A 25,323-nucleotide genomic window follows, 5' to 3' on the forward strand; every position below is an offset into this window, starting at 1 on the left:
TTTATAAAGCGGCCAGATCCGCTAAATCACCATGTTTCTCAAGCCAGGACTTACGATCACCAGCCCGTTTTTTGGCCAGCAGCTTATCCAGCGTCATCATCGTATCGTCTTCAGCATTTATGGTCAGTCGAATTAAACGACGGGTATCCGGTGCCATGGTCGTTTCTCGCAACTGCATGGGGTTCATTTCCCCCAAGCCTTTAAAGCGCTGCGTACTGACTTTACCCTTAATTTTTTCTTTTTCAATTCGTGCCAGAATAATATTACGTTCTTCATCATCCAAGGCGTAGAACACTTGTTTACCGACATCGATGCGATACAACGGTGGCATAGCAACACAGATATGGCCTGCTTCAACTAAAGGGCGAAAATGTCGGACAAATAATGCACATAATAAGGTAGCAATATGAGCCCCATCTGAATCCGCATCCGCTAAAATACAAACTTTGCCATAACGTAAGCCTGACAAATCGTCAGAGCCAGGATCCACACCAATAGCGACCGCGATATCATGTACCTCCTGCGATGCCAGCACCTGTCCAGGTTCCACTTCCCATGTATTCAGAATTTTGCCGCGTAAAGGCATGATAGCCTGAAACTCTCTATTTCGGCCTTGCTTGGCACTACCGCCAGCCGAGTCACCTTCTACTAGAAATAATTCCGAACGGGATGGATCATGGGAAGCACAATCAGCTAATTTACCAGGAAGAGCTGGCCCAGACTGTACGCGTTTTCGTACGACTTTCTTAGCTTGCTTCAATCTGGATTGAGCATTATTAATTGCCAGATCAGCAATTTTTTCACCATCTTCCACGTGATGGTTCAGCCACAAACTAAACGCATCTTTGACTACACCAGACACGAAGCCGGCACATTGGCGAGAGGATAAACGTTCTTTAGTCTGTCCTGAAAACTGAGGATCATCTAACTTAACGGATAACACATAACAACAACGTTCCCAGACATCTTCCGGTGCTAGCTTTACGCCTCTCGGTAATAAATTACGAAACTCACAAAACTCCCGCAACGCTTCCAGTACACCACTACGTAAGCCATTAACATGTGTACCACCCTGTGCAGTCGGAATCAGGTTGACGTAACTTTCTGCTAACTCTTCCCCTGGTTCAAGCTGCCACAGAAGCGCCCAGTCCACTTCCTGCGTATCTTCACTCATATGACCAACGAAAGGCGCCGCAGGTACGCAGGGCGCATCTGTCATCGCCGTAGACAGGTATGAATTTAAACCATCTTCATAACACCAGCGATCTTCCACTTTTTCTTTACCAGATAAATCGGTAAAGGTCACCACGAGCCCTGGACATAAAACAGCTTTTGCTCGCAGCACATGTCTTAGTCTGGGTACAGAAAATTTAGGGGAATCAAAAAACGGTTCTTCCGGCCAGAATCTGACTGTGGTGCCGGTATTACGCTTTCCAACAGTGCCTATTTCATTCAAGGCTTCAACCAGAGCACCACTTTCAAACGCAATTTGATATTCCGTCGCATTTCGACGAATTTTGACTTCCAGACGAGATGACAATGCATTCACAACAGAAACACCGACACCATGCAAACCACCGGAAAATCGGTAGTTTTTGTTTGAGAACTTACCACCAGCATGTAACCGCGTTAATATAACTTCAACACCCGGCACACCTTCTTCCGGATGAATATCCACCGGCATACCGCGGCCATCATCACTGACTTCCAGTGAATTGTCTTTATGTAAAGTAACCTGAATTTGTTTTGCGTGACCGGCTACAGCTTCGTCAACACTATTATCAATGACCTCTTGAGCAAGATGATTTGGACGTGCTGTATCGGTGTACATGCCTGGTCGTTTACGGACTGGCTCAAGCCCCGTCAAAACCTCAATGGCAGATGCATTGTATGTATTCGTCATTGTTGAGATATCTACCTAAAATTGTTCCCACCGAAGGTTAGCAGGATAAAAGCCTAACAGACAACACAGAAGCAACATATCTGTGAAAAAAAACCGGTTTAAATCGAAATAGTGTAAATATTCCCTCGCTTTTAAAATGACAAGTTAGTAAAGTTTTGTAAATAACACATCAACAATACTGCCTTTTAGAGCGTCTGGCGTATTATTCGCCCCTTAATTGATGATGCATGCAACCTGATTTAACTAAAATTGACTAAGATCATGTTTTCTTAACTTGTGTTGTGGTGGAATAGTGGCAAAGAAATTATTCACAGATAGAAAATTGATTATTGAGCTTAGCATTATGTTGGTTTGCAAGCTGTTATTACTTTTTCTTATTTGGCATTTATTTTTTAGTAGCGCCCCCGACGACATTACCCATGACGCCGTCGCTGACGTGATAATTAATCACTCTTCAGATGGAGACTCACCTTGATTTCTGAACACTTAGTCGATTTATCCCGTTTGCAGTTTGCTATAACGGCACTGTATCACTTTTTATTTGTCCCGCTGACACTAGGGCTGTCATGGATTCTGGTTATCATGGAATCCGTGTATGTCATGACAGGTAAGGAAATATACCGTGACATGACAAAGTTCTGGGGTAAGTTATTCGGAATCAACTTCGCCCTTGGGGTGACGACTGGCTTGACGATGGAATTCCAGTTCGGCACCAACTGGGCATATTATTCGCATTACGTTGGGGACATTTTCGGCGCTCCACTTGCCATTGAAGGTTTAATGGCATTCATGCTTGAATCAACCTTTGTGGGTATGTTCTTCCTGGGTTGGGACCGACTTAGTAAAAGACAACATCTCACTACTACCTTCCTGGTTGCTCTTGGTTCTAACCTATCGGCATTATGGATTCTGGTGGCTAACGCCTGGATGCAAAATCCGGTCGGTGCGCACTTCAACTATGAAACAATGCGCATGGAACTGACCAGCTTTGCCGATGTATTTTTCAACCCTGTTGCCCAAGTGAAATTTATTCACACTGTCGCGGCGGGTTATGTCACAGGTGCTATGTTCGTGTTAAGCATCAGCGCTTACTACATACTAAGAAAACGTGACATCGGTTTTGCTCGTCGCAGCTTTGCTGTTGCCGCCGGTTTTGGTGTAGCGGCAATATGCTCCGTCATCTTACTTGGTGATGAAAGTGGTTATGAAGTGGGTGACGTACAAAAAACCAAATTAGCGGCGATTGAGGCCGAATGGGAAACAGCAACACCACCAGCAGCCTTTACTTTATTCGGCTTGCCTAACGACGAAACAATGGAAACAGACTACGCCGTTAAAATCCCTTATCTATTAGGCATAATTGCTACACGTTCAGTGACTGAGCCGGTAACTGGTATTAAAGATCTGAGAGCAGAGCATGAAGATCGTGTTCGTAACGGTATGAAAGCTTATGCACTGTTAAAACAATTACGCGACGGTCCTGTGACAGAAGAAGTCAAAGCCGAGTTTGATAAAGTCAAAGATGATTTGGGTTATGGCTTGTTATTGAAAAAATATACCAATAACGTCACTGATGCGACTGATGAACAAATAAAAGCGGCAGCGCATGATACTGTCCCTGCTGTTGCCCCGATGTTCTGGGCGTTCAGGATCATGGTCGCATCCGGCTTTGCTATGCTGATTATCTTTTTCTTGTCTTTCTATTATTGTGCCAAACGACAAGAGTACAAAAAGAAATGGTTACTCCGTCTGGCCATGCTAGGTCTGCCACTGCCATGGATAGCAGCAGAAACAGGCTGGTTTGTTGCTGAGTTTGGTCGTCAACCATGGACCATCAGTGGCATATTGCCGACACATATTTCGACGTCAACCTTATCTGCTAGTGATGTTCAGAACAGTTTAATCGCCTTAGTGGTGTTTTATACCCTGCTATTAATTGTTGAACTTTATCTTATGACTAAGTTTGTCAGGCAGGGACCGAGTAGCTTACACACGGGCCGTTACCATTACGAAGCATCAGCAGAGAGAGGCTAATCATGATTCTTGATTATGAAACACTAAAATTAATCTGGTGGTTGCTGATGGGTATTCTTCTCATCGGATTCGCTCTCACCGATGGTTTTGATATGGGCGTAGGTATTTTATTACCGTTCATCGGCCATACAGATGAAGAGCGCCGTATTATGATCAATACCGTCGGCCCTCACTGGGAAGGCAACCAAGTCTGGTTAGTCACTGCCGGTGGTGCTTTATTCGCAGCATGGCCACTGGTCTACGCAATGGCCTTTTCAGGCTTTTATTTAGCGATGATGTTAACACTATTTGCTCTGTTTCTGAGACCAGTTGGTTTTGATTATCGCAGTAAACTGGACAACTCAAACTGGCGTTCAAGCTGGGATTGGGGGTTATTTGTAGGAAGTGTTGTACCTCCTATTATCTTCGGTGTTGCCTTTGGTAACCTATTATTAGGCGTACCCTTTTTCTTCGATGATATGATGCGTCCAAATTACACCGGTGGCTTTTTACAACTACTCAATCCTTTTGCATTGTTATCAGGCATCGTCAGCTTGTTAATGATCGTCATGCATGGTTCTGTTTGGTTGCAAATTCGCACACTGGATAGTCTGGAGTGGCGAGCAACTCAGGTTGCCAAAGCCAGTTCTGTTGCTTTATTGATTGCGTTTGCTCTTGCTGGTTTATGGGTTGCATTTGGAATAGATGGCTATGTTGTAAGCTCTATGCCAGCCGCAAACTCAAGTTTCACACCGAATATGAAAGAAGTCACCACACAAGCTGGCGGTTGGTTACTGAACTATCAGCAATATCCGTGGATGATTCTGGCTCCGGCGTTGGCATTTCTGGGCATGATAGGTGTTTACCTATTCTCTCATCTGGCGCGACCAGGCCTGGCATTCATCAGCAGCAGCATCACATTAAGCGGTATTATCCTGACAGCTGGTTTTTCTATGTTCCCATTCATCATGCCATCAAGCGATGCTATTAATGATAGCCTGACTATGTGGGATGCAACATCCAGCCTGTTAACATTAGAAATTATGTTCTGGGTAGCCATCGTTATAGTGCCAATTATTATTGGTTACAGCTTCTGGACTTATCGCCGCATGTGGCGAAGACTGGACGTGAACTTTATTCGCGGCAACCAACATTCAACCTACTAGGAATCTGTCATGTGGTATTTTGCTTGGATACTTGGAGTTTTATTAGCCGTCGCATTCGGCATCATTAATGTGATGTGGTTAGAAAACTGTCCTATGGATACATTGGATGACTAATTCGTGGATAGATAAGTCTATAGTCCGTTTAATTAGTCTATTAACGGCTATAGGCTTATCTACTGCTATATTAATTTTCCCCAACCGTCTTTTGATGGAAAATGGTAAATCGGATCACGATTTATTAATGCTGTTATTAGTTGGCGTTTGTATTGGTTTCATTCATGGCGTGGGGTTTTCTCCTAAAAAGCCGCTATGGCATAATTTATTAAGTCCCTATATTTGCTGGCCAATTATGTTCTATGGCTGCTTTCATATGGCTGTAAATTAATGCCTCTTCGTCGGTTTATCCCTTTCTTTTTCGTATTAGGTTTCAGTATGCCAGCCGTTGCCGAAAATGAAGAGCAGGCGGCATTTGAGCGTGATGCCCAGTTAGCGATTAAAGATTTGTCCAGCCATCTCAAAAAAGCGTTAATGTCAGCCCTACAGGATGGTGGCCCTATAGAAGCTATTTCCGTTTGTAAGCTGGTTGCTCCTACTATTGCCGACGAAGTATCAAAAAAATATAGTCTTGATATTCATCGAACCAGTTTACGTGTACGCAATCTTGATAATGAAGCAGACAGTTGGGAAACCGGTGTTTTACAAAAATTTGAAACGCGCTTAAAAACCGGGGAAGCCATTCAGTCACTGAACTTCGTAGAAAAAGTAGATTCAGAGCTGGGATATGACTGGCGTTATATGAAGGCAATTCCAACAGATAAGGTCTGTTTATCCTGCCATGGCAGTAAAATTGCCTTGCCTGTTCAAAAAATGATAGACCAAAACTATCCCAACGATATGGCAACCGGCTACAAAATGGGTGACATCCGGGGGGCGTTTTCAGTTAAGCGCAGTTATTCTAAGATTAACGCAAACTGATTAGTTCTGTACGTCCCTGCAGTCTGACACTCAATTTTTCTTCTTTTGCTAACCAGCCAATGGCATGCTGGCATAACTTAGTCTCCAGTCCCGTGTCTTTACTAATACGCGTCACCGAAGACTCTCCATTGGTATTTAAGTATTGCCAAACCCGTCCTGCAGCTTCACCAATTTCGTCATTTATCATGGCTGTAAACTCCGTTTCATTTATAAATAGTGTGCTTGAAACGTATTATGTTCAAGCTAATCATGGCCAATTAAATCAGTATTAACAGAGCTCTCAAGGATGTTCAGAATCTTTGGCTGAGAGACTATGGATTAGTCTGTTCTGAGACCATCAATGGCATCAGCAATTCTCTCCATCGCCTGCTGCACAATCTCGATACGTGTTCCGATATTAAGTCGCATAAATCCTGAACCATTGTCACCAAACACATAACCTGGATTCATTCCAACACCGGCCTTTTCAATAAAAAAGCATTTAAGTGTCTCGTTATCCATGCCTAAAGCACGGCAATCGAGCCACAATAAATACGTGCCTTCCGACTCAATCAGCTTGATCTGAGGGCAACGTTTTTGAAGAAAATCTTCTACCCATTTTTTATTTTTGTAAATATAAACATTCAGCTGTTCTAACCAGTCTTCGCCATAGCTATAAGCTGCTTCAAACGCGGTGATACTAAAAGGATTGGCCGGACTGATATGCCATTGTTCAAACACGGCTTTAATTGCTTTGCGTTGCTGTGCATCACTAACAATCAATGTCGACAAGCCCATTCCAGCAATATTAAACGTCTTACTTGGCGCTAATGTGGTAATAACATTGTTGGTATGACTTAAGGTTGCCAGACTAATATGCTGATGCTCAGGAAAGATGAGATCGGCATGAATTTCATCAGAAATAATTGTTAGCTGATAGCGTTCAGACAATTCAAGTAACTGTTGTAGTTCTGCACGAGTCCAGACCCGTCCTACAGGGTTATGCGGTGAGCAAAAGAGTAAAGTTTTCGCCCCTTGTTGAGCACACTTTTCCAAATGCTCAAAATCAATATAGTAACGGTTATTATCCAGATATAGTGGGTTAAGAACTAACTCCCGTCCCGTTTTCTCGACCGACGAAAAAAAGGGAAAATACACCGGAGACTGTACAATTACCTTATCACCCGGCTCCGTGATAGCTTCGATAGTGGCATTGATTGAAGGTACAACGCCTGGACACATAATGATATCGCTTTGCTTTATCTGCCAGTGATAACGTTTAGCACTCCATTCAATCAGTGCTTCATACATGGAGTCAGGATGTAGCGTGTATCCATAAACAGGATGCTTAGCACGCTCAACAAGTGCCTTTGTCACCGCTTCAGGCGCAGCGAAGTCCATATCCGCAACCCACATCGGAATAACGTCACTACGACCGAAATAGGCCGTTCTGGCATCAAATTTTAGACTATGACTAAAGCTTCGATCTATTTTCTGATCAAAATCAACTGTCATTATTTACGTTTCCAGACCGTTACTTCAGATAGGGTGTGCTGGAATTTACGGCTGGTTTCACGGATAACAAAAGGAATCTCTTCCGGCTCACGAATCAGCTCAAAATGAGGTTCCAAAATTGCTTTCAGACCATCCAGTGTTGTGAAGCTTTCACCATCTTTCTTAAAGCCACCTAACCAATGCGCTTTTTCAGTATGTTCTTCTAGCCAGGTATAGGGTGAAGCGAGCATAAGCAAACCATCTTGATTAAGTCGCTCATGTACCGTAGCCAAAAACTGTGCCGGTTTATAAAGACGATCAATCAGGTTAGCAGCCAATATCAGATCATAGCCTTTGAATATCGACTTAAGATTACAGGCATCACCCTGTAAGAACTCAACTTTAGCAGCTGTATCTTCCAATCCGAGCTGCTCTAAACGACGTTCTTTATAATGTACCAGCTCGCCTTCATCAGTAATGGTATATCGCACTACGCCCTGCTCGGCCATTTGTGTACCAAGGTTGATGAGACGTGCTGAGAAATCAATACCGGTGACCTGATCAAAATGTCTCGCTAACTCAAAACTTGCCCTACCAACAGAGCAGCCCAAATCCAGCGCTTTATTCATTGTCTGACCAGCCATCATCTCAACAGCAAGCTCAGCTAATTTTTTAGGAAAATTAGCAACATTGAAGTACTCATCACCATAATGAAATTCAGCATACTGTGAAAGCATGATGTCAGTTTCATAATTAGAGCTGTACTCTTCCAGCTCAGCCTCTGACACTACATAGCGGAATCCGGCATGTTGGAAAAAGTGTTTACGGAAGGCATAACGTGATGCTTTACGACTTTCGTTACCTGATGAAATCCAAGAACCGCCTTTAAACAGATTGTGCCGACCATCAAAAGTCGGTGTCGTAAAGTCATCATAAATAGGATGAACTTTGAACTCTTCAAAGGGATAAATCGGTGTTTCAGTCCATTGCCAGACATTACCAATCACATCATATAAGTCACCGTGTTTGAAGAAGTTCACAGGGCACGATGATGCAGCATAGTCCAGATGAATATTGGCTGGTGCCAAATCGGTAGTTAATTCATTCAGTCCGGAGACATCATAGAGTCGATACCATTCATCTTCTGTTGGCAGGCGAACAGATTGACCGGTTTGTTTAGCTTTCCAGTTACAAAAAGCTTTAGCTTCATGATAATTCACATCAACGGGCCAATCCCAAGGCATATCAACCACTTCAGCCATCAAGCGACATTGCCAGCCTTTTTTTGTTTCAATCCAGAATGTGGGGTGTTGTGCTTTTGTAAACTGACGCCACTGCAAACCATCTTCAGACCAGAATTCATCTGTTTCATAACCACCGTCCTCGACGAATTCGAGAAACTCCTGATTACTAACCAAAAATTTAGCTGCCTGAAATGCTTCAACTTCCGCTTCATGCGTGCCGTATTCATTGTCCCAACCATAAATAGGATCTGAGTAGTCTTTGCCTAAGCTCACACTGCCTGCAGGGATATCAACTAAACTATTTTCCGGTGCTTGTTTGCTCTCTTTGAAAGGCTGCCAGGCAGGATGTGGTTTAACCCACTCCAGACGTTGCTGACGAATCAGTACTGAAGAGGTTTCCAGATGAATCTGCTCATGTTCAATCCCCATCATGATCGACCACCACGGGTTTTCCCAATCAATAGGTAATTTGAGCGGCGCCTGACGTATGACTTTATTCACCATCGCCTGTACTTTTTTGCGATAAGCTTTTACTTCCTCAACTGCCGGCCACTCGTAATGATCTTCATTAAGATCATCCCAGCTCATTTCATCTACACCTACGGCAAACATAGACTCAAATTTGGGATCAATACGTTTATCGATAAGTCCGGCCAACAACATTTTATTCACAAAAAATGTAGCTGTATGGCCGTAATAAAAAATCAGAGGATGACGTAGAGGAATGGACTTTTGAAAATACGCCTGATCATCAGTTAAGGTATCAAACAGAGATTCATAACGCTCAAAAGTAAAATTGAAATAATCTGCAATTTCCTGTCGTTTATCTGCAGGATTGCCGCCATCTAATACAGGCGTCCTCAAATAAGAACTCTCCATCGAGGCATATTTTTTCAAAGTATTCTCAGCAGTCATATTGCTACTCCATCTCTGTATTTTTTTATTATGTCGTTATGACTAATGAACTGTGAATTTGTTGCGAAAATAAGTCACACAGATCAGATTTGTTTTGCTATCCACGCCGTTTTTGCTGATAACTCCAGTGAACACGTCCATTTATAAGCCAAATTTATCGTATCAGCACAGGCATAGACACCATGCCCACTGACCACTGTCACCTTATAATCCTGCAGCGTCTGCGCAACTGCAGCGGGTGCCAGCTCAACATACTGTGCATAATTGATATGAATAACAGGTACTTCCGGAAAATAATACTGGCCTTCGAAATCAATAGGGGTGAAGCTTTTTTGCTTCATGGTCATAGCAACAGTGTACGGACCATGGCTATGAAAAAGCGCTCTGGCCTGATCATTTTTTTGATACACAGCGATATGTAAAGGTGCGTCTAAAGAAGCTTTGTCACCACATTGTCCGTCAATATGACACAACACCAAATCATCAGTAGTTAGCGTATCGGCACAACAGCCTGTTGGCGTCACCCAGACATCATCATGCCAACGGAAAGATGCATTACCACTATGAGAGTCATTACAGCCGTATTGACGCAGCCATTTATAGTGTTGAACTAAGGCCTGTTTCAGCTGCTGTAAATCAGGCAACCGGCTCATCACTTCTCTCTAACAAGCTATTAATATGCTGTAGCCACTGTGCGGCTTGTTTTTTCTGTGCATCAAAAGGTGCCGCTTTCAAAAATTGCGCTTTAGCTTGTTCTAAGTTGTCTTGATGATAATACGCTGTACCTAACATGGCGTAGGTTTGGCCTAACTTTTTACCTTTCAGTAGTTTTAAGGCTGAGGATAGCGTATCAATCGCATTTCCCCACTGTTCCATACTGATATAGATTTGGCCCAGTTTTAACTGAGTTTCGCCACTATTATCCATCGATAACATTGTTTTTAATGTATCTACTGCACGTTGATTTTCTCTGGCCGCTAACCAACTGTCTGCTAATTTATTCAGATTTTCAAAGTTACTCGGAATGACCTTTTGCTTCATGCCCTGTTCCAGTAACTGTGCAGCTTTATAGGGTACTCGCAGATAACGATACATATCCGCCAGATTAACCAGCGTTTTAGGTTCAGTCAGATCCAGTCGTTTTGCTAGCATTCGCACAGCAAGCGATGTGAATTCTTTATTTTGCTGCATATACAAAGCTGCTAGCTGATCCCAATACATTTTTTTATCTGGGTAACGAGTAATCAATAATTCCAGCACCGGTATAGCGGATTTGTAGTGCTTCAATGACAAATAAGACGATAGCAATAAACGATACCAATCTTCTTTCGGCGATTTGTCATTCTTAATGGCAATTTTTATTCTGTCAGCCGCTTTAGAAAAATTATCAACACGATAATAGGCACTGGCCAAAAGTACATAAACCGTATTTTCTGGTTTTTTCTCAGCGGCTAACCAGCTCTCCATTAACGGAATGCCTTTTTTATATTGCCCATCAGCAATAAGCAATTGAGCCAGGTTATAACGTAGAGTATGTGTTACATCTTTAGGTAATGCGTTTAAATCCAACGCCTGCTGGAATGTCTCTGTCGCTTTTTTATATTGATCTAATGATGAATATAAAAACCCTAATGTCTGTAAAACAACCGCCTGTTCATAACTGCCCTTCTCAACCTCACTTAATAAGGTATCAAGCTGTTGTTTGGCCTGTTGATAGTTATCTTTTTCCATCAACTCTTGTGCCTGATCCAAGGCTTTGTATGTTTTCTCACTGAGTAAAAACTGTTTTTCATCATCAGCCGCGAATGCTGCTCCCTGCACAATGAGGGATAGCATAAGAATAATGATCGTTAATAATGGCTTTCTCATCGTGACAATTTAAACTCGATTTCTTGAGTGGCCTGACGCTCAACAGCTTGCCCATCCACTAATTTAGGTTTGAACTTCCACTTTAAAATAGCTTTCAAAGCCGCATCATTAAATACCGTAGCAGGTTCGGCTTTAATCACTTTCGGATCACGAACTCTGCCATCTTTGGTAATAATAAATGTCACCGTAACCACGCCTTCAATACCACGTCGTGAAGCAACTCGGGGATATTTAGGTGGAATACGTACCAGTGGCACGACTTCATTATCTAACATCGGCGCATTACTCGGTGCCGGAGCAGGCGCAGCTTTAGGCGCCGCAGAGAAATCCCCCAAATACGGTCCACCGGTGATATTCATCGGCACATCAATCGCTGGAATATCCATTTCTGGTGTCGGTGCATCAGGCTTATTAGCCTGTGTTGGCGTCGGTTCAGGTGGCGGTGGAGGCTCGTCTGGTGGAGGCGGTTTTTTAGGTAGTTCACGCTTTTTAGTTTCAGGTTGCACTTCATCCTTTTTCAAGCGCACAAAATCCAGAATCTGGACTTGTTCAATATCCCGTTTATCCACACTATTACTATTGGTCATATGTTCCATTAAATAGAACAAACCAAAGTTAACCAGTAGTGCGAGAACAATACCAACAACTAATCTCATCAAATCCGCCGTTAATCGCGTTCAGCAGCAATAGACACATTGGCCACGCCCGCCAGTCGGGCTTGGTCCATAACTTCAATTAACAGGCCGGTTTTCGCTTCTTCATCTGCCAGAATAATCACCGAACCTTCTGGATTTTCAGCGTGCATCCGTTCAACATTTGCCCTGACAGCACGACGATCAATCTGGCGTTTATCCATCCAGATTTCACCATTGGCACGAATAGAAATCAGAATATTGGCACGCTCTTTTTTCACTGCCGTTTTGGCCGAAGGACGATTTACATCAACACCTGTTTCTTTTACAAAAGAACTGGTGACAATGAAAAAGATTAATAAGATAAACACCATATCAATCAGTGGCGTCATGTTTATTTCAGCGATACCACCACTTTGGCGTCGGGAATGTCGGTTTCTCATTTTTATCCTTTACTCTCTACGCAAGGCATCAGCCACTTTATCGACTTCACGTTCTGCACGCTGGCTTAGCTGAGTGCTGAAATACAAACCTGATAATGCGGTTAACAGACCGCCCATCGTGGTAATCAAAGCAACAGAAATACCGCCAGCCATCCCACGGGCATTACCAGTACCAAATACAGTCATTACATCAAATGTCTGAATCATCCCGCTGACAGTGCCCAGCAAGCCGAGCATGGGAAGTGCCATGGTGAGTGTTCTAATCGTCATCAGATAGCGCTGCAGGGAGATTCGACTCTCCGTAATCATGCCTTGGCGTATTTGATGAGCAAACCAGCTATTTCTGTCTTTACGTTGTTGCCATTCATTTATCAAACGTTTGACTTGTTTAGGATGCTCAAACAGCACAAACAAATAACGTTCAATAATCAAGCTCCACATTAAAACCGAAGCAAACAGAATCAGCCACAGCACACTGCCACCGCTTTCCATCAGCAATTCAACCTGAAAGAGTCCGTCAGACAGACTGGTCATGCTGTTTTTCCGCATTACGGGCAACGATAGCTGCACTTTCTTCGTCAAGAATCTGCACTAAGCGGTTCGACTTACTCGATAATCCGCTATGAATCAATAACAAAGGAATAGCAACCGCTAGGCCAAGTTCAGTAGTCACCAGTGCCTGAGATATCCCACCAGACATTAATTTCGGATCCCCGGTACCAAACAAGGTAATCGACTGGAAGGTCTCGATCATGCCTGAAACCGTACCTAATAAACCCAGCATAGGCGCAACGGCAGCCAGAATAGCCAGCGTGATTAAACCACGTTCCAGTTTTGGCATTTCTCTGAGAATGGCCTCATCCAGTTTTAATGACAAGGTTTCAACATCATGTGCTAAGCGGTCATTGTAAACAGACAAAATTCGTCCCAGAGGATTTTTCTGACTGGCTTCTTTTTGTTTTTGCTGCTTGGCAATGCCATGTCCATCTTTAGTCAGAGATAAAAACTGAATAAGCGCAATAATTAAACCAATCGCACCAAGCACCAGGATGATATATCCGATCCAGCCGCCCTGTTCTATACGCTCTTTTAAGGTCGGTGTTTGCACCAGCAACGCCATGATCGCACCCCGTGTCGGGTCAATCACCGTTGGCAACAACTCTCCAGGCTGGGCATCTTCAAACTCAGAGACCACCTTTCTGAATCGGTCAACAGGTTGTCTGGCCAGTTCCACTAAATTGCCTGTTTCTGGCAAATAACGCAGGAATATACCGTCAGTAAACGCAGTAAACACACCAATGCGAGTAACCTGTTTATCCTCAACATCACCAGTGGTAGTGATGATAGGCGTAGTGAATTTCTCCACTTTCCCTGAAGCTGTCATTTCTTCTTGCAGTGTTAACCACAGCTGACGAAGTTCTTCTATTGTGGGTTGCTGTTTACTATCACTTAATTCATTAAGAAAATCGACGCGCTCAGGGTACTGCACGTTGGTCATCGAGCTTTCCAGCACAGCGCGACTATCATTGGCAACTTGTCTGACAGTGCCAAATAACTCACCTAATGAACCCGATTTATCATCCAACAGACTTTGCTGTTCAGCTAAACGCTGCTCTTGTTCATTAAAAATCGTGTTAAGTTTCTGAGTGCGCTTTTCTTGTGCTGCCAATTCTTGTTTGGCTTGAGCTAACAGGCTGGCTTGTTGATCGTGAGCTTTTGCAAACTCGTCTTCACGGACTTGATTTTGCTGTTGCTCAAGTACACGTTCACGTTTGACCTGTTGTAATAACTCATCAAGATTCGCTGGTTTATCAGCGGCAAAAACAGGCAGACTTAACGTCAGTAAACAAAGAAGAGAAATTACTTGTTTCATTGTTTCTCTCCTACAGTTTTAACCGGTAACACCATTAGATCTGGTGGTAATTGTTTTTTCGCCACTTTTAAGCCATCGGTTATAGCTTGAATATAATCATCAGACAGTGTCACCCACTGTTTCTTATCGTTATCCCACATACCGGCTTCTTTTCCATCTAATGTGAGGTAATACAGGCTGACACGACCAATTCTTAAGAAGTCGACAGTTTTTTTCGTTTCACCGTCTTCCAGATCAGCCTGATAGGCTTCAATGGTTCGGCCATATTCAGTTTCGACCTGGTAAGCTTCCATAATACGACGATACTTTTCTGCTAATGACACATCAGCACGCTCCATCATCGTATTTAGCGCCTCTAATCGCGTTTGACGTTCCTGCTTCAGGAAAGGCACATCCAATGTCACAAACTGTTGCAGAACATCGATCATTTTCAACATCAGTGGCACGATGTCATGCTGCGTTGTCTCGATATTATTGAGCTGCTCGGTGATGGAGGCCATTTCTTCTTGTTGAGAATTGACCAGTGACTGGAGTTGGTCATTATAGGATTTGAGACTTTGCGTCTGTCTTAGAACGTCACGGTATTCGGCCAACATATCCGTGGTTTCATCCGACAAATTATCAATTTTTTCTTGAGACTTCTGAGCAGCGATGTCGGTATTGACCTGAGTATCAATCGCCTCGTCTAAGGCGCCTGCATTAGCCAATAAAGGCAACACAAGAAAAATACTCAACTGCCAACCACGCTTGATGGTTTGCTTGAGGTACATAGATTCCAAATCCCATATTTGCCGTCGTGACGGCAGTAAAAGAAAAAGGCATCTTAACAAGAGAATGGAAAGTGAGGAAAGCTTTACATAGAATTTCAGGCAAAAAAAAGCCAGATACAAATTGTATCTGGCGAAACCTTCATAGAAGGAGAGAGAAATATAAGACTATAGAAGCTGAAATTTCTATAAACTTGAGATACATAATACAAACCGCTATGCATTTGCAAATGAGCGACTTATCCTAATAACTCGGGAATTTATTCCTATTCCTCTTCCCTTCAATATCAATTATTTACGATGAAATACCGTGGCTTATCGCAAAACGCATCAGTTCGGCGGTTTTGCTGATATCCAACTTACTTTTTATCTGAGTCAAATTGTTGGCTACCGTTTTATAGCTGATGCCTAATACTTCAGAAATCTCTGTCATGCTCTTACCTTCACCCAGTAACCGTAAAATTTCTAACTCACGGCGCGATAAATCGCTTAATGCACTGGTACCAGCATCTATATTTAACATGGCCAATTGTTGAGCCATATCCGGACTTAAATAAATTTTACCATCAAGCACTTTATTTACAGCTTCAACCAAGTGATCCGCTGCATTATTTTTAGTGATATAACCTCTGGCACCTGATTGCATAGCACGTGATGCAAACACAGGATCCTCATGCATGCTGAACATCAATACTTTGGCATCTTCCCGATTGGCTCGGATACGTCTTAATACTTCCAGTCCACCTACACCAGGCAGAGTAATGTCCAGTAACACCATATCGGGCTGAGATTCCTGGAAAAGACGGTAGCCCTCTTCACCTGTCTCAGCTTCTATGACTGTAGCCGATGGAATTTGTTGAATCAGCTGACGGCAACCTGCTCTGACTATCGGATGATCGTCCACCACCAAAATTGTTAATGCCTGTTTCATTTTTTGTTTCACCCTTTAATGGAATCAACACTCGGACCTGTAAACCACGTCCTTCTTCCGTATCAAACGCTATACGACCACCGAGTGCTGACACCCTTTCTCGCATACCAATTAAACCAAACCCTTTAACCAGGTGAGCATCCAGACCTTTACCATCGTCTGTCACGGCGACTTTAATGGTTTCTGCTTCCCGGCGTACTTCAACTTTTACGTGACTGGCGTGGGCGTGTCTTACGCAGTTGGTGGTACATTCCTGCACCAGTCGATAAATCGTAACCTGTAAAGTATCAGGTAGAGACTCAAATTCCCCGACAAAATCCCACTCCCAGTCAATTTCTGGCTGGCGTTCACGCCAGTTATGCAGCATATCTCTTAAAGCTTCTGTTAAGCCTAGATCATCCAATGTCATAGGACGTAGTCGACTCAACATTTTTCTAACAAGTGATTGAATATGATTAGTGATGGTCTTGACTGAACCCACTTTTTCTTCAATTTCGATCAGATGATTTTCACCTGCAATCCGTTCAATTTCACCTAAATCAACTCGAATGCCAAACAGACACGGTGCTAACTCATCATGTAATTCTCTCGCCAGGTCACGCTGTTGTGATTCCTGCAAACTCAGCATATTACCGGCAAGCGCGTGATTCTCAACCATGGTCTTTTCTAATACGCTGGCCATATGATTAAAGCGAATCTGGATTGGATTTAACTCTTTCACCGCAGAGGTATCAACCCGTGCAGTAAAATCACCCTGCTCAAGGTGACCTAAGGCATCTGACAATTGTGATAGCGGCCTTAAGCCCTGTCGTAGCGCTAAATAGATTAGACTCAAAATCAGTAATAAAAAGAACACACCCAACCAGAATAAAGTTTGGATATCTTGCCAGACTTCCGTGACTTCATCACTAGGGTCGGCTTCAACAACCAGGTAACCATAGGATTTACTGCCCTTGGTAATCAGTCGTCTGAAAGCCACGGCTTCCGGTTCCATCATACGAATAAACCAGTCTGGTGCATCGGGTTTATTAAAAAAGCCGGTTTGATCTTCCTGACCTATCAGTGGTTCGCCATGCATATCTTCGAACCAGGCGCGGATATGACGGGTATGTCGAACACTGTCGACAATCAGTGTTAATCGCTCACTCAAATCATTCGAAAAACGTAAGGTCGGTAGCGCATTTACCAGCAAACCTTTAGCCAATTGCGTACTGGAAGCCATTTCCTGGGCAAGCGCTAATCGGGCGTTTTGCACCATGAAATAACCGGCAGCAGCGAAGTTAATCAGCAAAATGATGCTGACTATTATTAGTAATCGTAGTTTTAAACTCATGATCATCAGTACAATAGCTGAGATAAGTTTAGAATTATCGCACAGTTACAACGGAGACGATTAGGAAACAGCATGCAAAATAATCACGATTTGTTCCAAAAAGCCCAAAAACATATTCCAGGCGGCGTTAATTCGCCCGTTCGCGCATTCAAAGGTGTTGGCGGTGATCCCGTATTTTTCCGTGAAGGAAAAGGCGCATGGCTGACAGATGCGACGGGTAAAAAATATGTGGACTACATTGGTTCCTGGGGGCCGATGATTGTCGGTCACGCACATCAGGAAGTGATTGATGCTGTCAAAGAGGCGGTTAATCATGGTTTAGGTTTTGGCGCACCAACAGAAATCGAAACCACAATGGCCGATTTGGTTTGTGAGCTAGTGCCTTCTATGGAATTAGTCCGCATGGTCAGTTCTGGTACTGAAGCGACCATGAGTGCCATTCGCTTAGCTCGTGGTTATACTGGCCGCGACAAAATCGTCAAATTTGAAGGTTGCTATCACGGCCACGCTGATTCCTTATTAGTGAAAGCAGGTTCTGGCGCGTTAACTTTAGGTGTGCCTTCTTCTGCAGGCGTACCCGCCTCATTAGCAGAACATACGCTGACCTTGCGCTATAACGACCTCGAGTCTGTCAAAGCCTGTTTCAAAGAAGCGGGCGATCAGATTGCCTGCATCATCATTGAGCCGGTTGCTGGCAATATGAACTGTATCCCTCCTGTTCCTGGATTCCTTGAAGGATTACGCGCTATCTGCGATGAGTACGGTGCTGTACTGATTTTTGACGAAGTGATGACAGGTTTCCGTGTGGCTCTTGGTGGTGCACAGGCGCATTACAACATCACGCCTGATCTCACGACTTTCGGTAAAATTATTGGTGGTGGTCTGCCAGTTGGCGCCTTCGGTGGCAAACGCGAAGTTATGGAACATATCGCGCCACTGGGTCCTGTTTATCAGGCCGGTACCTTATCAGGTAATCCTATTGCGATGGCCGCGGGCCTGACAACATTAAAACTGATTCAAGCCTCTGGATTTCATGACGCATTAACAAAAACCACTGAAACATTAGTCTCAGGATTACAGGAACTGGCTAATAACGCCGGTATTCCAATGACGACAAATCAGGTTGGCGGTATGTTTGGCCTATTCTTCACCGAAGAAAAACAGGTGAATTTTTACGAACAAGTAGTAGCCTGTGATCAGGAGCGTTTGAAACACTTCTTCCACTTAATGCTTGATAACGGTGTGTATCTGGCGCCATCAGCATTTGAAGCAGGTTTCGTGTCTGCAGCACACGGTCAGCAAGAAATCGAGCATACCTTATCGGCAGCAAAAGCCGCTTTCGCCGCTTTATAAATCACCATTACCTGTACAAAGCCATACATGCTAAGCAGATGTATGGCTTTGTACGTTAAGATGGTATATATGCCATCTATATAAATCTAAGATATTGAATTAACTATGAATACGCTTTACTGGCACGACTATGAAACTTCTGGCACGGATCCCCGTTATGACAGACCTTTGCAGTTTGCCGGTATTCGTACCGATGAAGATCTTAATATTATCGGCGAGCCGTTGATGATTTATTGCAAACCTGCCAATGACTTTCTGCCTCATCCACAAGCTTCTTTAATCACTGGCATTACGCCACAAAAAGCACAGCAGGAAGGTTTAACAGAAGCTGAATTCATTGCCCGCATTCATGCCGAACTTGCTGAACCTGGTACCTGTGGTGTCGGTTATAACAGCTTACGATTTGATGACGAGTTCACGCGTTTTAGTTTGTTTCGTAATTTTTATGATGCTTATGCCCGTGAATGGCAGAATGGTAATTCCCGTTGGGATATTATCGACATGGTCAGACTCACTCGAGCTTTGAGACCAGAAGGTATTAACTGGCCTGATCGCGAAGACGGCAAGCCCAGCTTTCGCTTAGAGCATTTAACTGCAGCCAATAATATTGAACAAGTAGGTGCTCACGATGCCTTAGTTGATGTTTATGCCACCATAGAAATTGCCAAACTTATCAAAAATGCCCAACCCAAATTATTTGATTACGTTTATCAGAATCGCCGCAAAAACAATATCGCACCGCTGCTCAATATTCATGAAAGAACCCCGGTCATCCATGTATCAAGGATGTATCCAAGTGAATATTGCGGTACTGCTCTGGTAGTGCCTTTAGCAAAAGAGCCGACTAATCCTAATGCCGTTATTGTCTATGACTGTCGTTACGATCCTAGCGATTTAATAGAGCTTGATGCAGAGATATTACAACAACGTTTATTCACCCCTTCGGCTGAGTTGCCTGAAGGCGTAGAGCGTCCTGCACTGAAAACAATACATATCAATAAATGTCCGGTAGTTGTACCAGCAGCGACATTAAATGATGCTGCTGCTCAGCGCTTGCATATTGATCGCGCTCAACACCAACACCATCTTGATATGTTAAATGCGGCTGGCGATTTAACAGCTAAGCTCTCGCAAATATTCACACCTAAACCATTTGATCCGGTATCTGATCCCGATGCAAGCCTCTATAGCGGTGGTTTTTTCAGTGACAATGACAAACGCAAAATGGAGCTAATTCGTTCAGCTGAGCCTGATATGTTAAAGACGCTGTCTATCCCTTTTGAAGACTCACGTCTGGCCGAAATGTTGTTCCGCTACCGTGCTCGTAACTGGCCAGACTCGCTGAGTGAAGATGAGCAGGAGCAATGGCTGCAATATCGCCAGCAACGACTGGCAGATGAGACATCAGGCTCTATTCTCAACTTTTCACGGTTTTATTCAGCGCTTGCCGAAGCTAAGCAACAGGATTTATCTGAACAAAAACAAAAGGTCCTGGCTGAATTAAGCCATTACGCCAGCTGGCTGGCTGCTGAACTTGGTTATCAAACGAAATAATATGGCCCAGCAAGTCGACATTCTGCTTACCACCCTGAATGCCCGTTTTATGCACTCGGCATTTGGGCTTAGGTATCTACTTGCCAACCTGGAAGAGCTTGAAGCCAGGGCGAAAGTCATTGAGTTCACCATTCAGGAACAAACACTGAATATTGCTGAACAGCTATTAAAGTACCAAGCTAAAATTATTGGCTTGAGTGTCTATATCTGGAATATTCGTGAAATCACTGACATTGTCACCGTGATTAAACAAATCTCACCCGAAACGGTTATCGTCCTTGGCGGTCCTGAAGTCGGCCATTACCCCGATATACCTGATATCTGTGAATTAGCCGATTTTGTTATCAGTGGCCCGGGCGAAAAAAGCTTCCGTGAGCTGTGTCGTCAAATATTGACTCAATCACAGCCAAAGACGAAATATATTGACGGTATTGCCACAGATTTAGCCGAACTCACGCTGCCTTATCACCTCTACAACGAGGAAGATATTCGTAACAGACTTATTTATGTCGAAGCTTCCCGTGGCTGTCCGTTTAAATGTGAATTTTGTTTGTCTGCCTTAGACAAAACTGCAACGGCCTTCCCGCTTGAATCCTTTCTGACAGAAATGGATGCATTATGGCAACGCGGTGTGCGTAACTTTAAATTTATTGATCGCACATTTAATCTGAAAGTTTCTACCAGCATACGTATTCTGGAATTTTTCTTAGAGCGGATGACGGATGATTTATATCTTCACTTTGAAGTGGTGCCTGATAATTTGCCCGACAAATTGAAAGAAGCGCTGAAACGTTTCCCACCAAATAGTTTGCAATTTGAAATCGGTATTCAGACTTTTGATAGTGATATTCAAACTCTGATCAGCCGTAAACAAAACAATGACAAAACGCGGGAAAATATTCGCTGGCTAAGAGAACATACTGGTGCTCACTTACATACAGATCTGATCTTTGGTCTGCCCAGCGACACTTTGGATAATTTTGCTGAAAGTTTTAATCAATTGGTCGCACTCAATCCGCATGAAATTCAGTTAGGCATTCTAAAACGCTTACGAGGTGCACCACTCAATCGCCATAACGATAACTTCGCGTTGAACTATAATCCTCAAGCACCGTATAACATTTTATCGACCAGCACTATCGACTTTATGACCATGCAACGGGTGAATCGTTTTGCACGTTTCTGGGACATGATTGGAAACTCCGGCCGCTTCATTAACACCTTGCCACTCATTCTTGCTGACGATGCGTTTGCCCGCTTTATGCTTGTGTCTGAACGACTTTTTGAAATAAGTGGCAGTACCTGGAAAATTGCGCTTAAGCGCTTGTTTGAACTACTCTTTGTTGTGTTGACTGAAGATTTGGCCATTGATGAACAGTCAGTCAAAGATCATCTAAAACTTGATTATGCCCGAGCAGGTGTGAAAGGTATTCCGGACTACGAAAACTTACCCAGTTTGAATAAACCCGCCAAAGCTGGGGTCGCCAATAAGCGTCAGCGATATCATGGCTAATGATTGTAGAGCTTTTCAATACGGCAATATATACGCTCATAAACTCATGAGAGACGAGCTATGACCAGACAATCCAACTCAGCTCAAAAAGGTATTCCCAGCCCCTGTCTGCGAAAATGCTGTCTGGACGAACGTGATGTCTGTTTGGGCTGTTATCGTCGGATTGATGAGATCACTGGCTGGACAGCAATGGATGATACGGCGAGATTGCAAACCTTAGAGCGTTGCCAGCAACGCCGACAATTGCGTTTATCACAAAAAAGAAAAATTAAATAATCAGTTTTGAGATGGTTTTAAACTGAGGGTGACGGGCATCACCAATACACTCGAATAATAATGACTCAATATTGGTAATCACGGCCCCCGCTTCACGGAGTCTGGTTAGGGCATTCAGGTAATTCTTATTATCACGTGAACATACCGCTTCTTCTATCACAAAGACCTCAAACCCTTGTTTAAGCAGATCCAAAGCTGTCTGTAAAACGCAGATATGTGTTTCCATTCCGCTGAGAAATACTTGCTGATATCCCGATTGTTTGAGTGCATCTGCAATAGCATCAACCTGCCAGGCTGAAAAATGTGTTTTCTCAAAAGTAGGAGTGTTAGCAGGCAAAGCCTCCTGAATACCTGCCACAGTGTGACCTAAACCTTTGGGATATTGCTCAGTCACTAACACAGGCAAGGCTAACGCATCAGCCGCAGCGAGCAGAGTCTGCATAGTTTTTTGAATCTGCTGCTGTTGTTCTTGTGGCATGGCTGACAGAAGTCGATCTTGTATATCGACTACCATCAGCACGCCCTTTTCTGCACTGGCGATGGATAAGGCCTGACTCACTTAAGAAGAACCTTTACCCAGCCAGTTATTGATATCTACTAAGTCATTCACACTTAAAATACCAGCGGCTTGTTTTAAACGCAGCGTGTCTAAAATGTAATTATAACGAGAGCGTGCATAATCACGTTTTGCACTGAACAGATTCCGACGCGCATTAAGCACATCAACAGTTGTCCGAGTGCCAACATCGTAACCAGCTTCCGTTGACTCTAATGCTTTTTCGTTAGAAACCACTGCTTGTTTAAGCGCTTTCACACTACTGATGCCAGACATCACACCATTGTATGACTCACGGGTTTGCCGGGTCACCGCACGACGTTGTTGCTCTTCAACCTGCATAGTCTCATCTAAACGATGACCCGCTTCACGGGTTCTGGAGGAGACCGCACCGCCCGAATAGATGGGCAGATTAAATTCAAGGCCAATCGTTTCATTGGTGGCATTGTTACGGCCATTAATACCATCGCTAGCAGAGTTATAGTTCTTTTGTGCAACAATGCCTAAAGAGGGATAGTGACCACTGCGTTGCAATTCAATCGTTTGTTTTGCAGCTTCAACATTAATATTGGCAAGCAATAATGAGGGGTTTTGTGAAATCGCTGTTTCACTCCAGGCATCAATACTTGCAGGTTCTGGTTTGACCAATGGTGATTCACCATATAAGCCGACCAGCTCGTCAATATATTTACCAGCCGTTTCACGCAGTTGCTCTTGAGCGTTGGCCAGATCATTTTGAGCCTGAATCACTCTGGCATTGGCCAAATCATAAGCTGCTTGTGATTCAGTAATATCGGTAATCGTCGCCATGCCAACATCAAAACGCTGTTGCATTTGTTCTAACTGTTTTGCAATGGCTTCTCGTTCTGCCAAAGCAAACGTTAGATCATCCTGTGCGCCTAATACACCAAAATAGCGTTCTGCAACGCGTAGTGTTAGAGATTGTTCAGCAATAGTGTAACTGGCATCAGCCCCTTTCATGGCGATTTCAGCCTGGGTTTTCTGCACAAAATTCTCACGTTTATAAACTGACTGAGTCAGGCTTAAAGTATAGCCATGACTTGTATAGTCTGTGTTACCGGTAAAAAGACGTGATGACGAATCTAACCATGTTTTACTTTCATTCGCCGATAGACCAACCTGTGGCAAAAAGTTAGCAATAGCCTGGTCATCGAGCTCACCAACAGCTTGACGGGATGCGGCTTCTGCTAAAAGCTGTGGATCACTATTAAGAGATAGTTTGTATACATCTAATAAATCTTCAGCCCAAACAGAGCTAGAAAATAATGCCGAAGCAATCAATGCGCCTAACGCAATTTTTTTCATTTTCCTTCCTTAGGAGTCATTCAGATGATGGTATTCAGTATTAATATGTCGACATTGTAGTATCGACATCAACTGCCCAGCCATTCATACCACCATCAAGATTAATCACATCATTAAAACCAACGTGTTCAAGAAACTGCCCGACCTGGGCACTTCGTTTTCCGCTACGACAAATAATCGCAACCGTTTTATTCTGATAAGGTCCTAACTCTTCCAGACGCGCAGGAATCTCGTTCATCGGAATGTGCATTGCCCCTTCAATCATGCCGTGAACCAATTCATGGCTTTCACGAACATCAATCATTACCGGTGGCGCTTCACTTAATAACAAAGTGCTAAATTCAGTGGCGGTCATTTGTTTCATGTTTTTACTCTGGCTTAGAATTCAAATTGTTGGATTGGTTCACCGTTAATCATGTAGGGAATAACGGTCTCAAATAAAAATTTTGGCTGCCATTCTCTTTCATTCATTCGTGTGATTAATTGAACCGACATTGCAGGCGCTGTGCCTGTCACTATCAATAATTTCCCACCAACTTTCAAACTTTGTAAATAGTCATCAGGGATCTGTGCACAGGCTGCCGTAATAACGATTGTGTCAACACGCTCAACTAACGGCCATCCCTGACTGGCATCACCAACCGTTAACGTGACATTTCTGATATCTGCTTTAGCTAAACGTTCAGCGGCTAACTCAGACAGATCAGCATAATATTCAACAGAGATAACATGCTTTGAGAGTTTAGCCAGTAATGCTGTGAAATAGCCTGATCCGGTTCCTATTTCCAACACATTTGTTTCAGGTGCTAAATCAAGCGCCTGTAAAAAACGACCTTCCAATATAGGCGTTAACATACATTGCTCATGAGCAATGGTTAGCATCGTATCGGCATACGCCATGCCCACCGAATCCTCGTCAACAAAGTCCGCCCTGACAACATCTGACATCACAGCTAAAACTGTGTCATTCAGGACTTCACTAGGACGAACTTGTTGAATGACCATATTGGTATGAGCATGATTTAGCGAAGACACATGTTGCCCCTATTATTGAGCTATGGCAGTTAGGAGACTAAGGATAAGTGCTTTCTTATATAGGTGCAACCATAGAGGAAATAGGGGAATATTAATATATGCTAATTCTGTGTTTTATTGTCAGATATGGATAAGCATAGACATCTAACCCATCAAGTCTGGCGCACTTAATA

27 protein-coding genes are annotated in these 25,323 nt (G+C 43.4%); 10 read left to right on the forward strand and 17 right to left on the reverse strand.

What is annotated here, in order from left to right; all coding sequences use genetic code 11:
* Nucleotide 1: 1 nt before the first annotated feature.
* Nucleotides 2-1,903, reverse strand: coding sequence for a DNA topoisomerase IV subunit B (gene parE / locus BM232_RS00440; protein ID WP_091711225.1), 1,902 nt, complete (start codon nucleotides 1,901-1,903; stop codon nucleotides 2-4).
* A 292-nt stretch (nucleotides 1,904-2,195) separates the two neighbouring features.
* On the opposite strand from parE, the gene cydP reads away from it, so the two are divergent.
* From cydP to BM232_RS00465, 6 genes are read left to right on the forward strand one after another with little or no spacing between them, the layout of a single operon-like run.
* Nucleotides 2,196-2,378: a cytochrome oxidase putative small subunit CydP gene (cydP, locus tag BM232_RS15245; RefSeq protein ID WP_379006734.1), complete on the forward strand. Its 183-nt coding sequence runs from the start codon at nucleotides 2,196-2,198 to the stop codon at nucleotides 2,376-2,378.
* On the forward strand, nucleotides 2,375-3,937 hold the full coding sequence (locus BM232_RS00445) for a cytochrome ubiquinol oxidase subunit I (protein ID WP_091711226.1): 1,563 nt from the start codon (nucleotides 2,375-2,377) through the stop codon (nucleotides 3,935-3,937). The genes cydP and BM232_RS00445 overlap by 4 nt, the downstream gene beginning before the upstream one ends.
* Before the next feature lie 2 nt (nucleotides 3,938-3,939).
* Entirely contained in the window at nucleotides 3,940-5,082 is a 1,143-nt protein-coding gene (gene cydB, locus BM232_RS00450) for a cytochrome d ubiquinol oxidase subunit II (RefSeq protein ID WP_091711227.1), read from the forward strand.
* Between the two features lie 9 nt (nucleotides 5,083-5,091).
* Nucleotides 5,092-5,196: a cytochrome bd-I oxidase subunit CydX gene (cydX, locus tag BM232_RS00455; protein ID WP_040576631.1), complete on the forward strand. Its 105-nt coding sequence runs from the start codon at nucleotides 5,092-5,094 to the stop codon at nucleotides 5,194-5,196.
* Nucleotides 5,189-5,467, forward strand: a complete 279-nt coding sequence (locus BM232_RS00460; protein ID WP_091711228.1) for a cyd operon YbgE family protein — start codon at nucleotides 5,189-5,191, stop codon at nucleotides 5,465-5,467. Before cydX ends, BM232_RS00460 begins: the two co-directional genes overlap by 8 nt.
* A complete protein-coding gene (locus tag BM232_RS00465) occupies nucleotides 5,467-6,057 on the forward strand; it encodes a Tll0287-like domain-containing protein (RefSeq protein WP_091711229.1) in 591 nt (196 codons plus the stop codon). Before BM232_RS00460 ends, BM232_RS00465 begins: the two co-directional genes overlap by 1 nt.
* Here the strand turns inward: BM232_RS00465 and BM232_RS00470 are convergent.
* From BM232_RS00470 to BM232_RS00525, 12 genes are all read right to left on the reverse strand, one after another.
* Nucleotides 6,044-6,244, reverse strand: a complete 201-nt coding sequence (locus tag BM232_RS00470) for a winged helix-turn-helix domain-containing protein (RefSeq protein WP_091711230.1) — start codon at nucleotides 6,242-6,244, stop codon at nucleotides 6,044-6,046. The two genes, BM232_RS00465 and BM232_RS00470, sit on opposite strands and share 14 nt — an antisense overlap.
* Before the next feature lie 131 nt (nucleotides 6,245-6,375).
* Nucleotides 6,376-7,551 carry a pyridoxal phosphate-dependent aminotransferase gene (locus BM232_RS00475; protein ID WP_091711231.1) on the reverse strand — a complete coding sequence of 392 codons (1,176 nt, stop codon included), beginning with the start codon at nucleotides 7,549-7,551 and terminating at the stop codon, nucleotides 6,376-6,378.
* Nucleotides 7,551-9,689 carry a 5-histidylcysteine sulfoxide synthase gene (gene ovoA / locus BM232_RS00480; protein ID WP_091711232.1) on the reverse strand — a complete coding sequence of 713 codons (2,139 nt, stop codon included), beginning with the start codon at nucleotides 9,687-9,689 and terminating at the stop codon, nucleotides 7,551-7,553. Before ovoA ends, BM232_RS00475 begins: the two co-directional genes overlap by 1 nt.
* An 83-nt stretch (nucleotides 9,690-9,772) precedes the next feature.
* On the reverse strand, nucleotides 9,773-10,342 hold the full coding sequence (locus BM232_RS00485) for a class II aldolase/adducin family protein (protein WP_177207224.1): 570 nt from the start codon (nucleotides 10,340-10,342) through the stop codon (nucleotides 9,773-9,775).
* Nucleotides 10,326-11,558 carry a tetratricopeptide repeat protein gene (locus BM232_RS00490; RefSeq protein WP_091711233.1) on the reverse strand — a complete coding sequence of 411 codons (1,233 nt, stop codon included), beginning with the start codon at nucleotides 11,556-11,558 and terminating at the stop codon, nucleotides 10,326-10,328. Before BM232_RS00490 ends, BM232_RS00485 begins: the two co-directional genes overlap by 17 nt.
* Complete coding sequence (locus BM232_RS00495) at nucleotides 11,555-12,214, reverse strand: energy transducer TonB (protein WP_091711234.1); 660 nt, start codon at nucleotides 12,212-12,214, stop codon at nucleotides 11,555-11,557. The genes BM232_RS00490 and BM232_RS00495 overlap by 4 nt, the downstream gene beginning before the upstream one ends.
* Nucleotides 12,215-12,225: 11 nt before the next feature.
* Nucleotides 12,226-12,633 carry an ExbD/TolR family protein gene (locus tag BM232_RS00500; RefSeq protein ID WP_091711235.1) on the reverse strand — a complete coding sequence of 136 codons (408 nt, stop codon included), beginning with the start codon at nucleotides 12,631-12,633 and terminating at the stop codon, nucleotides 12,226-12,228.
* Nucleotides 12,634-12,642: 9 nt separating this feature from the next.
* Nucleotides 12,643-13,167 carry a MotA/TolQ/ExbB proton channel family protein gene (locus BM232_RS00505; RefSeq protein ID WP_091711236.1) on the reverse strand — a complete coding sequence of 175 codons (525 nt, stop codon included), beginning with the start codon at nucleotides 13,165-13,167 and terminating at the stop codon, nucleotides 12,643-12,645.
* Nucleotides 13,151-14,506 carry a MotA/TolQ/ExbB proton channel family protein gene (locus BM232_RS00510; protein ID WP_091711237.1) on the reverse strand — a complete coding sequence of 452 codons (1,356 nt, stop codon included), beginning with the start codon at nucleotides 14,504-14,506 and terminating at the stop codon, nucleotides 13,151-13,153. Before BM232_RS00510 ends, BM232_RS00505 begins: the two co-directional genes overlap by 17 nt.
* Entirely contained in the window at nucleotides 14,503-15,276 is a 774-nt protein-coding gene (locus tag BM232_RS00515; protein WP_091711238.1) for a DUF3450 domain-containing protein, read from the reverse strand. Before BM232_RS00515 ends, BM232_RS00510 begins: the two co-directional genes overlap by 4 nt.
* A gap of 292 nt (nucleotides 15,277-15,568) precedes the next feature.
* A complete protein-coding gene (locus tag BM232_RS00520; protein WP_091711239.1) occupies nucleotides 15,569-16,204 on the reverse strand; it encodes a response regulator in 636 nt (211 codons plus the stop codon).
* On the reverse strand, nucleotides 16,098-17,537 hold the full coding sequence (locus BM232_RS00525) for a LapD/MoxY N-terminal periplasmic domain-containing protein (RefSeq protein WP_245752781.1): 1,440 nt from the start codon (nucleotides 17,535-17,537) through the stop codon (nucleotides 16,098-16,100). The genes BM232_RS00520 and BM232_RS00525 overlap by 107 nt, the downstream gene beginning before the upstream one ends.
* Nucleotides 17,538-17,609: 72 nt before the next feature.
* Here BM232_RS00525 and hemL point away from each other — a divergent pair, with 72 nt between their 5' ends.
* The 4 genes from hemL to BM232_RS00545 all read left to right on the forward strand — a co-directional run bounded on the left by hemL (nucleotide 17,610) and on the right by BM232_RS00545 (nucleotide 22,233).
* On the forward strand, nucleotides 17,610-18,890 hold the full coding sequence (gene hemL / locus BM232_RS00530; RefSeq protein WP_091711241.1) for a glutamate-1-semialdehyde 2,1-aminomutase: 1,281 nt from the start codon (nucleotides 17,610-17,612) through the stop codon (nucleotides 18,888-18,890).
* Between the two features lie 105 nt (nucleotides 18,891-18,995).
* On the forward strand, nucleotides 18,996-20,444 hold the full coding sequence (gene sbcB, locus BM232_RS00535; protein ID WP_091711242.1) for an exodeoxyribonuclease I: 1,449 nt from the start codon (nucleotides 18,996-18,998) through the stop codon (nucleotides 20,442-20,444).
* Between the two features lies 1 nt (nucleotide 20,445).
* Nucleotides 20,446-21,957 (forward strand): B12-binding domain-containing radical SAM protein, encoded by a 1,512-nt coding sequence (locus BM232_RS00540; protein ID WP_091711243.1) that lies wholly within the window; start codon nucleotides 20,446-20,448, stop codon nucleotides 21,955-21,957.
* Nucleotides 21,958-22,017: 60 nt separating this feature from the next.
* A complete protein-coding gene (locus BM232_RS00545) occupies nucleotides 22,018-22,233 on the forward strand; it encodes a DUF1289 domain-containing protein (RefSeq protein ID WP_091711244.1) in 216 nt (71 codons plus the stop codon).
* Here the strand turns inward: BM232_RS00545 and BM232_RS00550 are convergent.
* The 4 genes from BM232_RS00550 to BM232_RS00565 are packed head-to-tail and all read right to left on the reverse strand — an operon-like array spanning nucleotide 22,226 to nucleotide 25,150.
* Nucleotides 22,226-22,792: an isochorismatase family protein gene (locus BM232_RS00550; protein WP_091711245.1), complete on the reverse strand. Its 567-nt coding sequence runs from the start codon at nucleotides 22,790-22,792 to the stop codon at nucleotides 22,226-22,228. The two genes, BM232_RS00545 and BM232_RS00550, sit on opposite strands and share 8 nt — an antisense overlap.
* Nucleotides 22,793-24,115 (reverse strand): TolC family outer membrane protein, encoded by a 1,323-nt coding sequence (locus tag BM232_RS00555; RefSeq protein ID WP_091711246.1) that lies wholly within the window; start codon nucleotides 24,113-24,115, stop codon nucleotides 22,793-22,795. It abuts the gene before it with no gap.
* Between the two features lie 40 nt (nucleotides 24,116-24,155).
* Nucleotides 24,156-24,479, reverse strand: a complete 324-nt coding sequence (locus tag BM232_RS00560; protein ID WP_091711247.1) for a rhodanese-like domain-containing protein — start codon at nucleotides 24,477-24,479, stop codon at nucleotides 24,156-24,158.
* A 14-nt stretch (nucleotides 24,480-24,493) separates the two neighbouring features.
* Entirely contained in the window at nucleotides 24,494-25,150 is a 657-nt protein-coding gene (locus tag BM232_RS00565) for a protein-L-isoaspartate O-methyltransferase family protein (RefSeq protein WP_245752782.1), read from the reverse strand.
* Between the last annotated feature and the right edge of the window lie 173 nt (nucleotides 25,151-25,323).

The sequence above is a fragment of the Methylophaga sulfidovorans genome, from assembly GCF_900114205.1.
Taxonomy (GTDB): domain Bacteria; phylum Pseudomonadota; class Gammaproteobacteria; order Nitrosococcales; family Methylophagaceae; genus Methylophaga; species Methylophaga sulfidovorans.

Coding starts and splice junctions, on each gene's coding strand:
- parE (WP_091711225.1), bottom strand. CDS start 1,903: ATGACGAATACATACAATGCATCTGCCATTGAGGTTTTGACGGGGCTT.
- cydB (WP_091711227.1), top strand. CDS start 3,940: ATGATTCTTGATTATGAAACACTAAAATTAATCTGGTGGTTGCTGATG.
- cydX (WP_040576631.1), top strand. CDS start 5,092: ATGTGGTATTTTGCTTGGATACTTGGAGTTTTATTAGCCGTCGCATTC.
- BM232_RS00460 (WP_091711228.1), top strand. CDS start 5,189: ATGACTAATTCGTGGATAGATAAGTCTATAGTCCGTTTAATTAGTCTA.
- BM232_RS00465 (WP_091711229.1), top strand. CDS start 5,467: ATGCCTCTTCGTCGGTTTATCCCTTTCTTTTTCGTATTAGGTTTCAGT.
- BM232_RS00470 (WP_091711230.1), bottom strand. CDS start 6,244: ATGATAAATGACGAAATTGGTGAAGCTGCAGGACGGGTTTGGCAATAC.
- BM232_RS00475 (WP_091711231.1), bottom strand. CDS start 7,551: ATGACAGTTGATTTTGATCAGAAAATAGATCGAAGCTTTAGTCATAGT.
- ovoA (WP_091711232.1), bottom strand. CDS start 9,689: ATGACTGCTGAGAATACTTTGAAAAAATATGCCTCGATGGAGAGTTCT.
- BM232_RS00485 (WP_177207224.1), bottom strand. CDS start 10,342: ATGAGCCGGTTGCCTGATTTACAGCAGCTGAAACAGGCCTTAGTTCAA.
- BM232_RS00490 (WP_091711233.1), bottom strand. CDS start 11,558: ATGAGAAAGCCATTATTAACGATCATTATTCTTATGCTATCCCTCATT.
- BM232_RS00495 (WP_091711234.1), bottom strand. CDS start 12,214: ATGAGATTAGTTGTTGGTATTGTTCTCGCACTACTGGTTAACTTTGGT.
- BM232_RS00500 (WP_091711235.1), bottom strand. CDS start 12,633: ATGAGAAACCGACATTCCCGACGCCAAAGTGGTGGTATCGCTGAAATA.
- BM232_RS00505 (WP_091711236.1), bottom strand. CDS start 13,167: ATGACCAGTCTGTCTGACGGACTCTTTCAGGTTGAATTGCTGATGGAA.
- BM232_RS00510 (WP_091711237.1), bottom strand. CDS start 14,506: ATGAAACAAGTAATTTCTCTTCTTTGTTTACTGACGTTAAGTCTGCCT.
- BM232_RS00515 (WP_091711238.1), bottom strand. CDS start 15,276: ATGTACCTCAAGCAAACCATCAAGCGTGGTTGGCAGTTGAGTATTTTT.
- BM232_RS00520 (WP_091711239.1), bottom strand. CDS start 16,204: ATGAAACAGGCATTAACAATTTTGGTGGTGGACGATCATCCGATAGTC.
- BM232_RS00525 (WP_245752781.1), bottom strand. CDS start 17,537: ATGAGTTTAAAACTACGATTACTAATAATAGTCAGCATCATTTTGCTG.
- hemL (WP_091711241.1), top strand. CDS start 17,610: ATGCAAAATAATCACGATTTGTTCCAAAAAGCCCAAAAACATATTCCA.
- sbcB (WP_091711242.1), top strand. CDS start 18,996: ATGAATACGCTTTACTGGCACGACTATGAAACTTCTGGCACGGATCCC.
- BM232_RS00540 (WP_091711243.1), top strand. CDS start 20,446: ATGGCCCAGCAAGTCGACATTCTGCTTACCACCCTGAATGCCCGTTTT.
- BM232_RS00545 (WP_091711244.1), top strand. CDS start 22,018: ATGACCAGACAATCCAACTCAGCTCAAAAAGGTATTCCCAGCCCCTGT.
- BM232_RS00555 (WP_091711246.1), bottom strand. CDS start 24,115: ATGAAAAAAATTGCGTTAGGCGCATTGATTGCTTCGGCATTATTTTCT.
- BM232_RS00560 (WP_091711247.1), bottom strand. CDS start 24,479: ATGAAACAAATGACCGCCACTGAATTTAGCACTTTGTTATTAAGTGAA.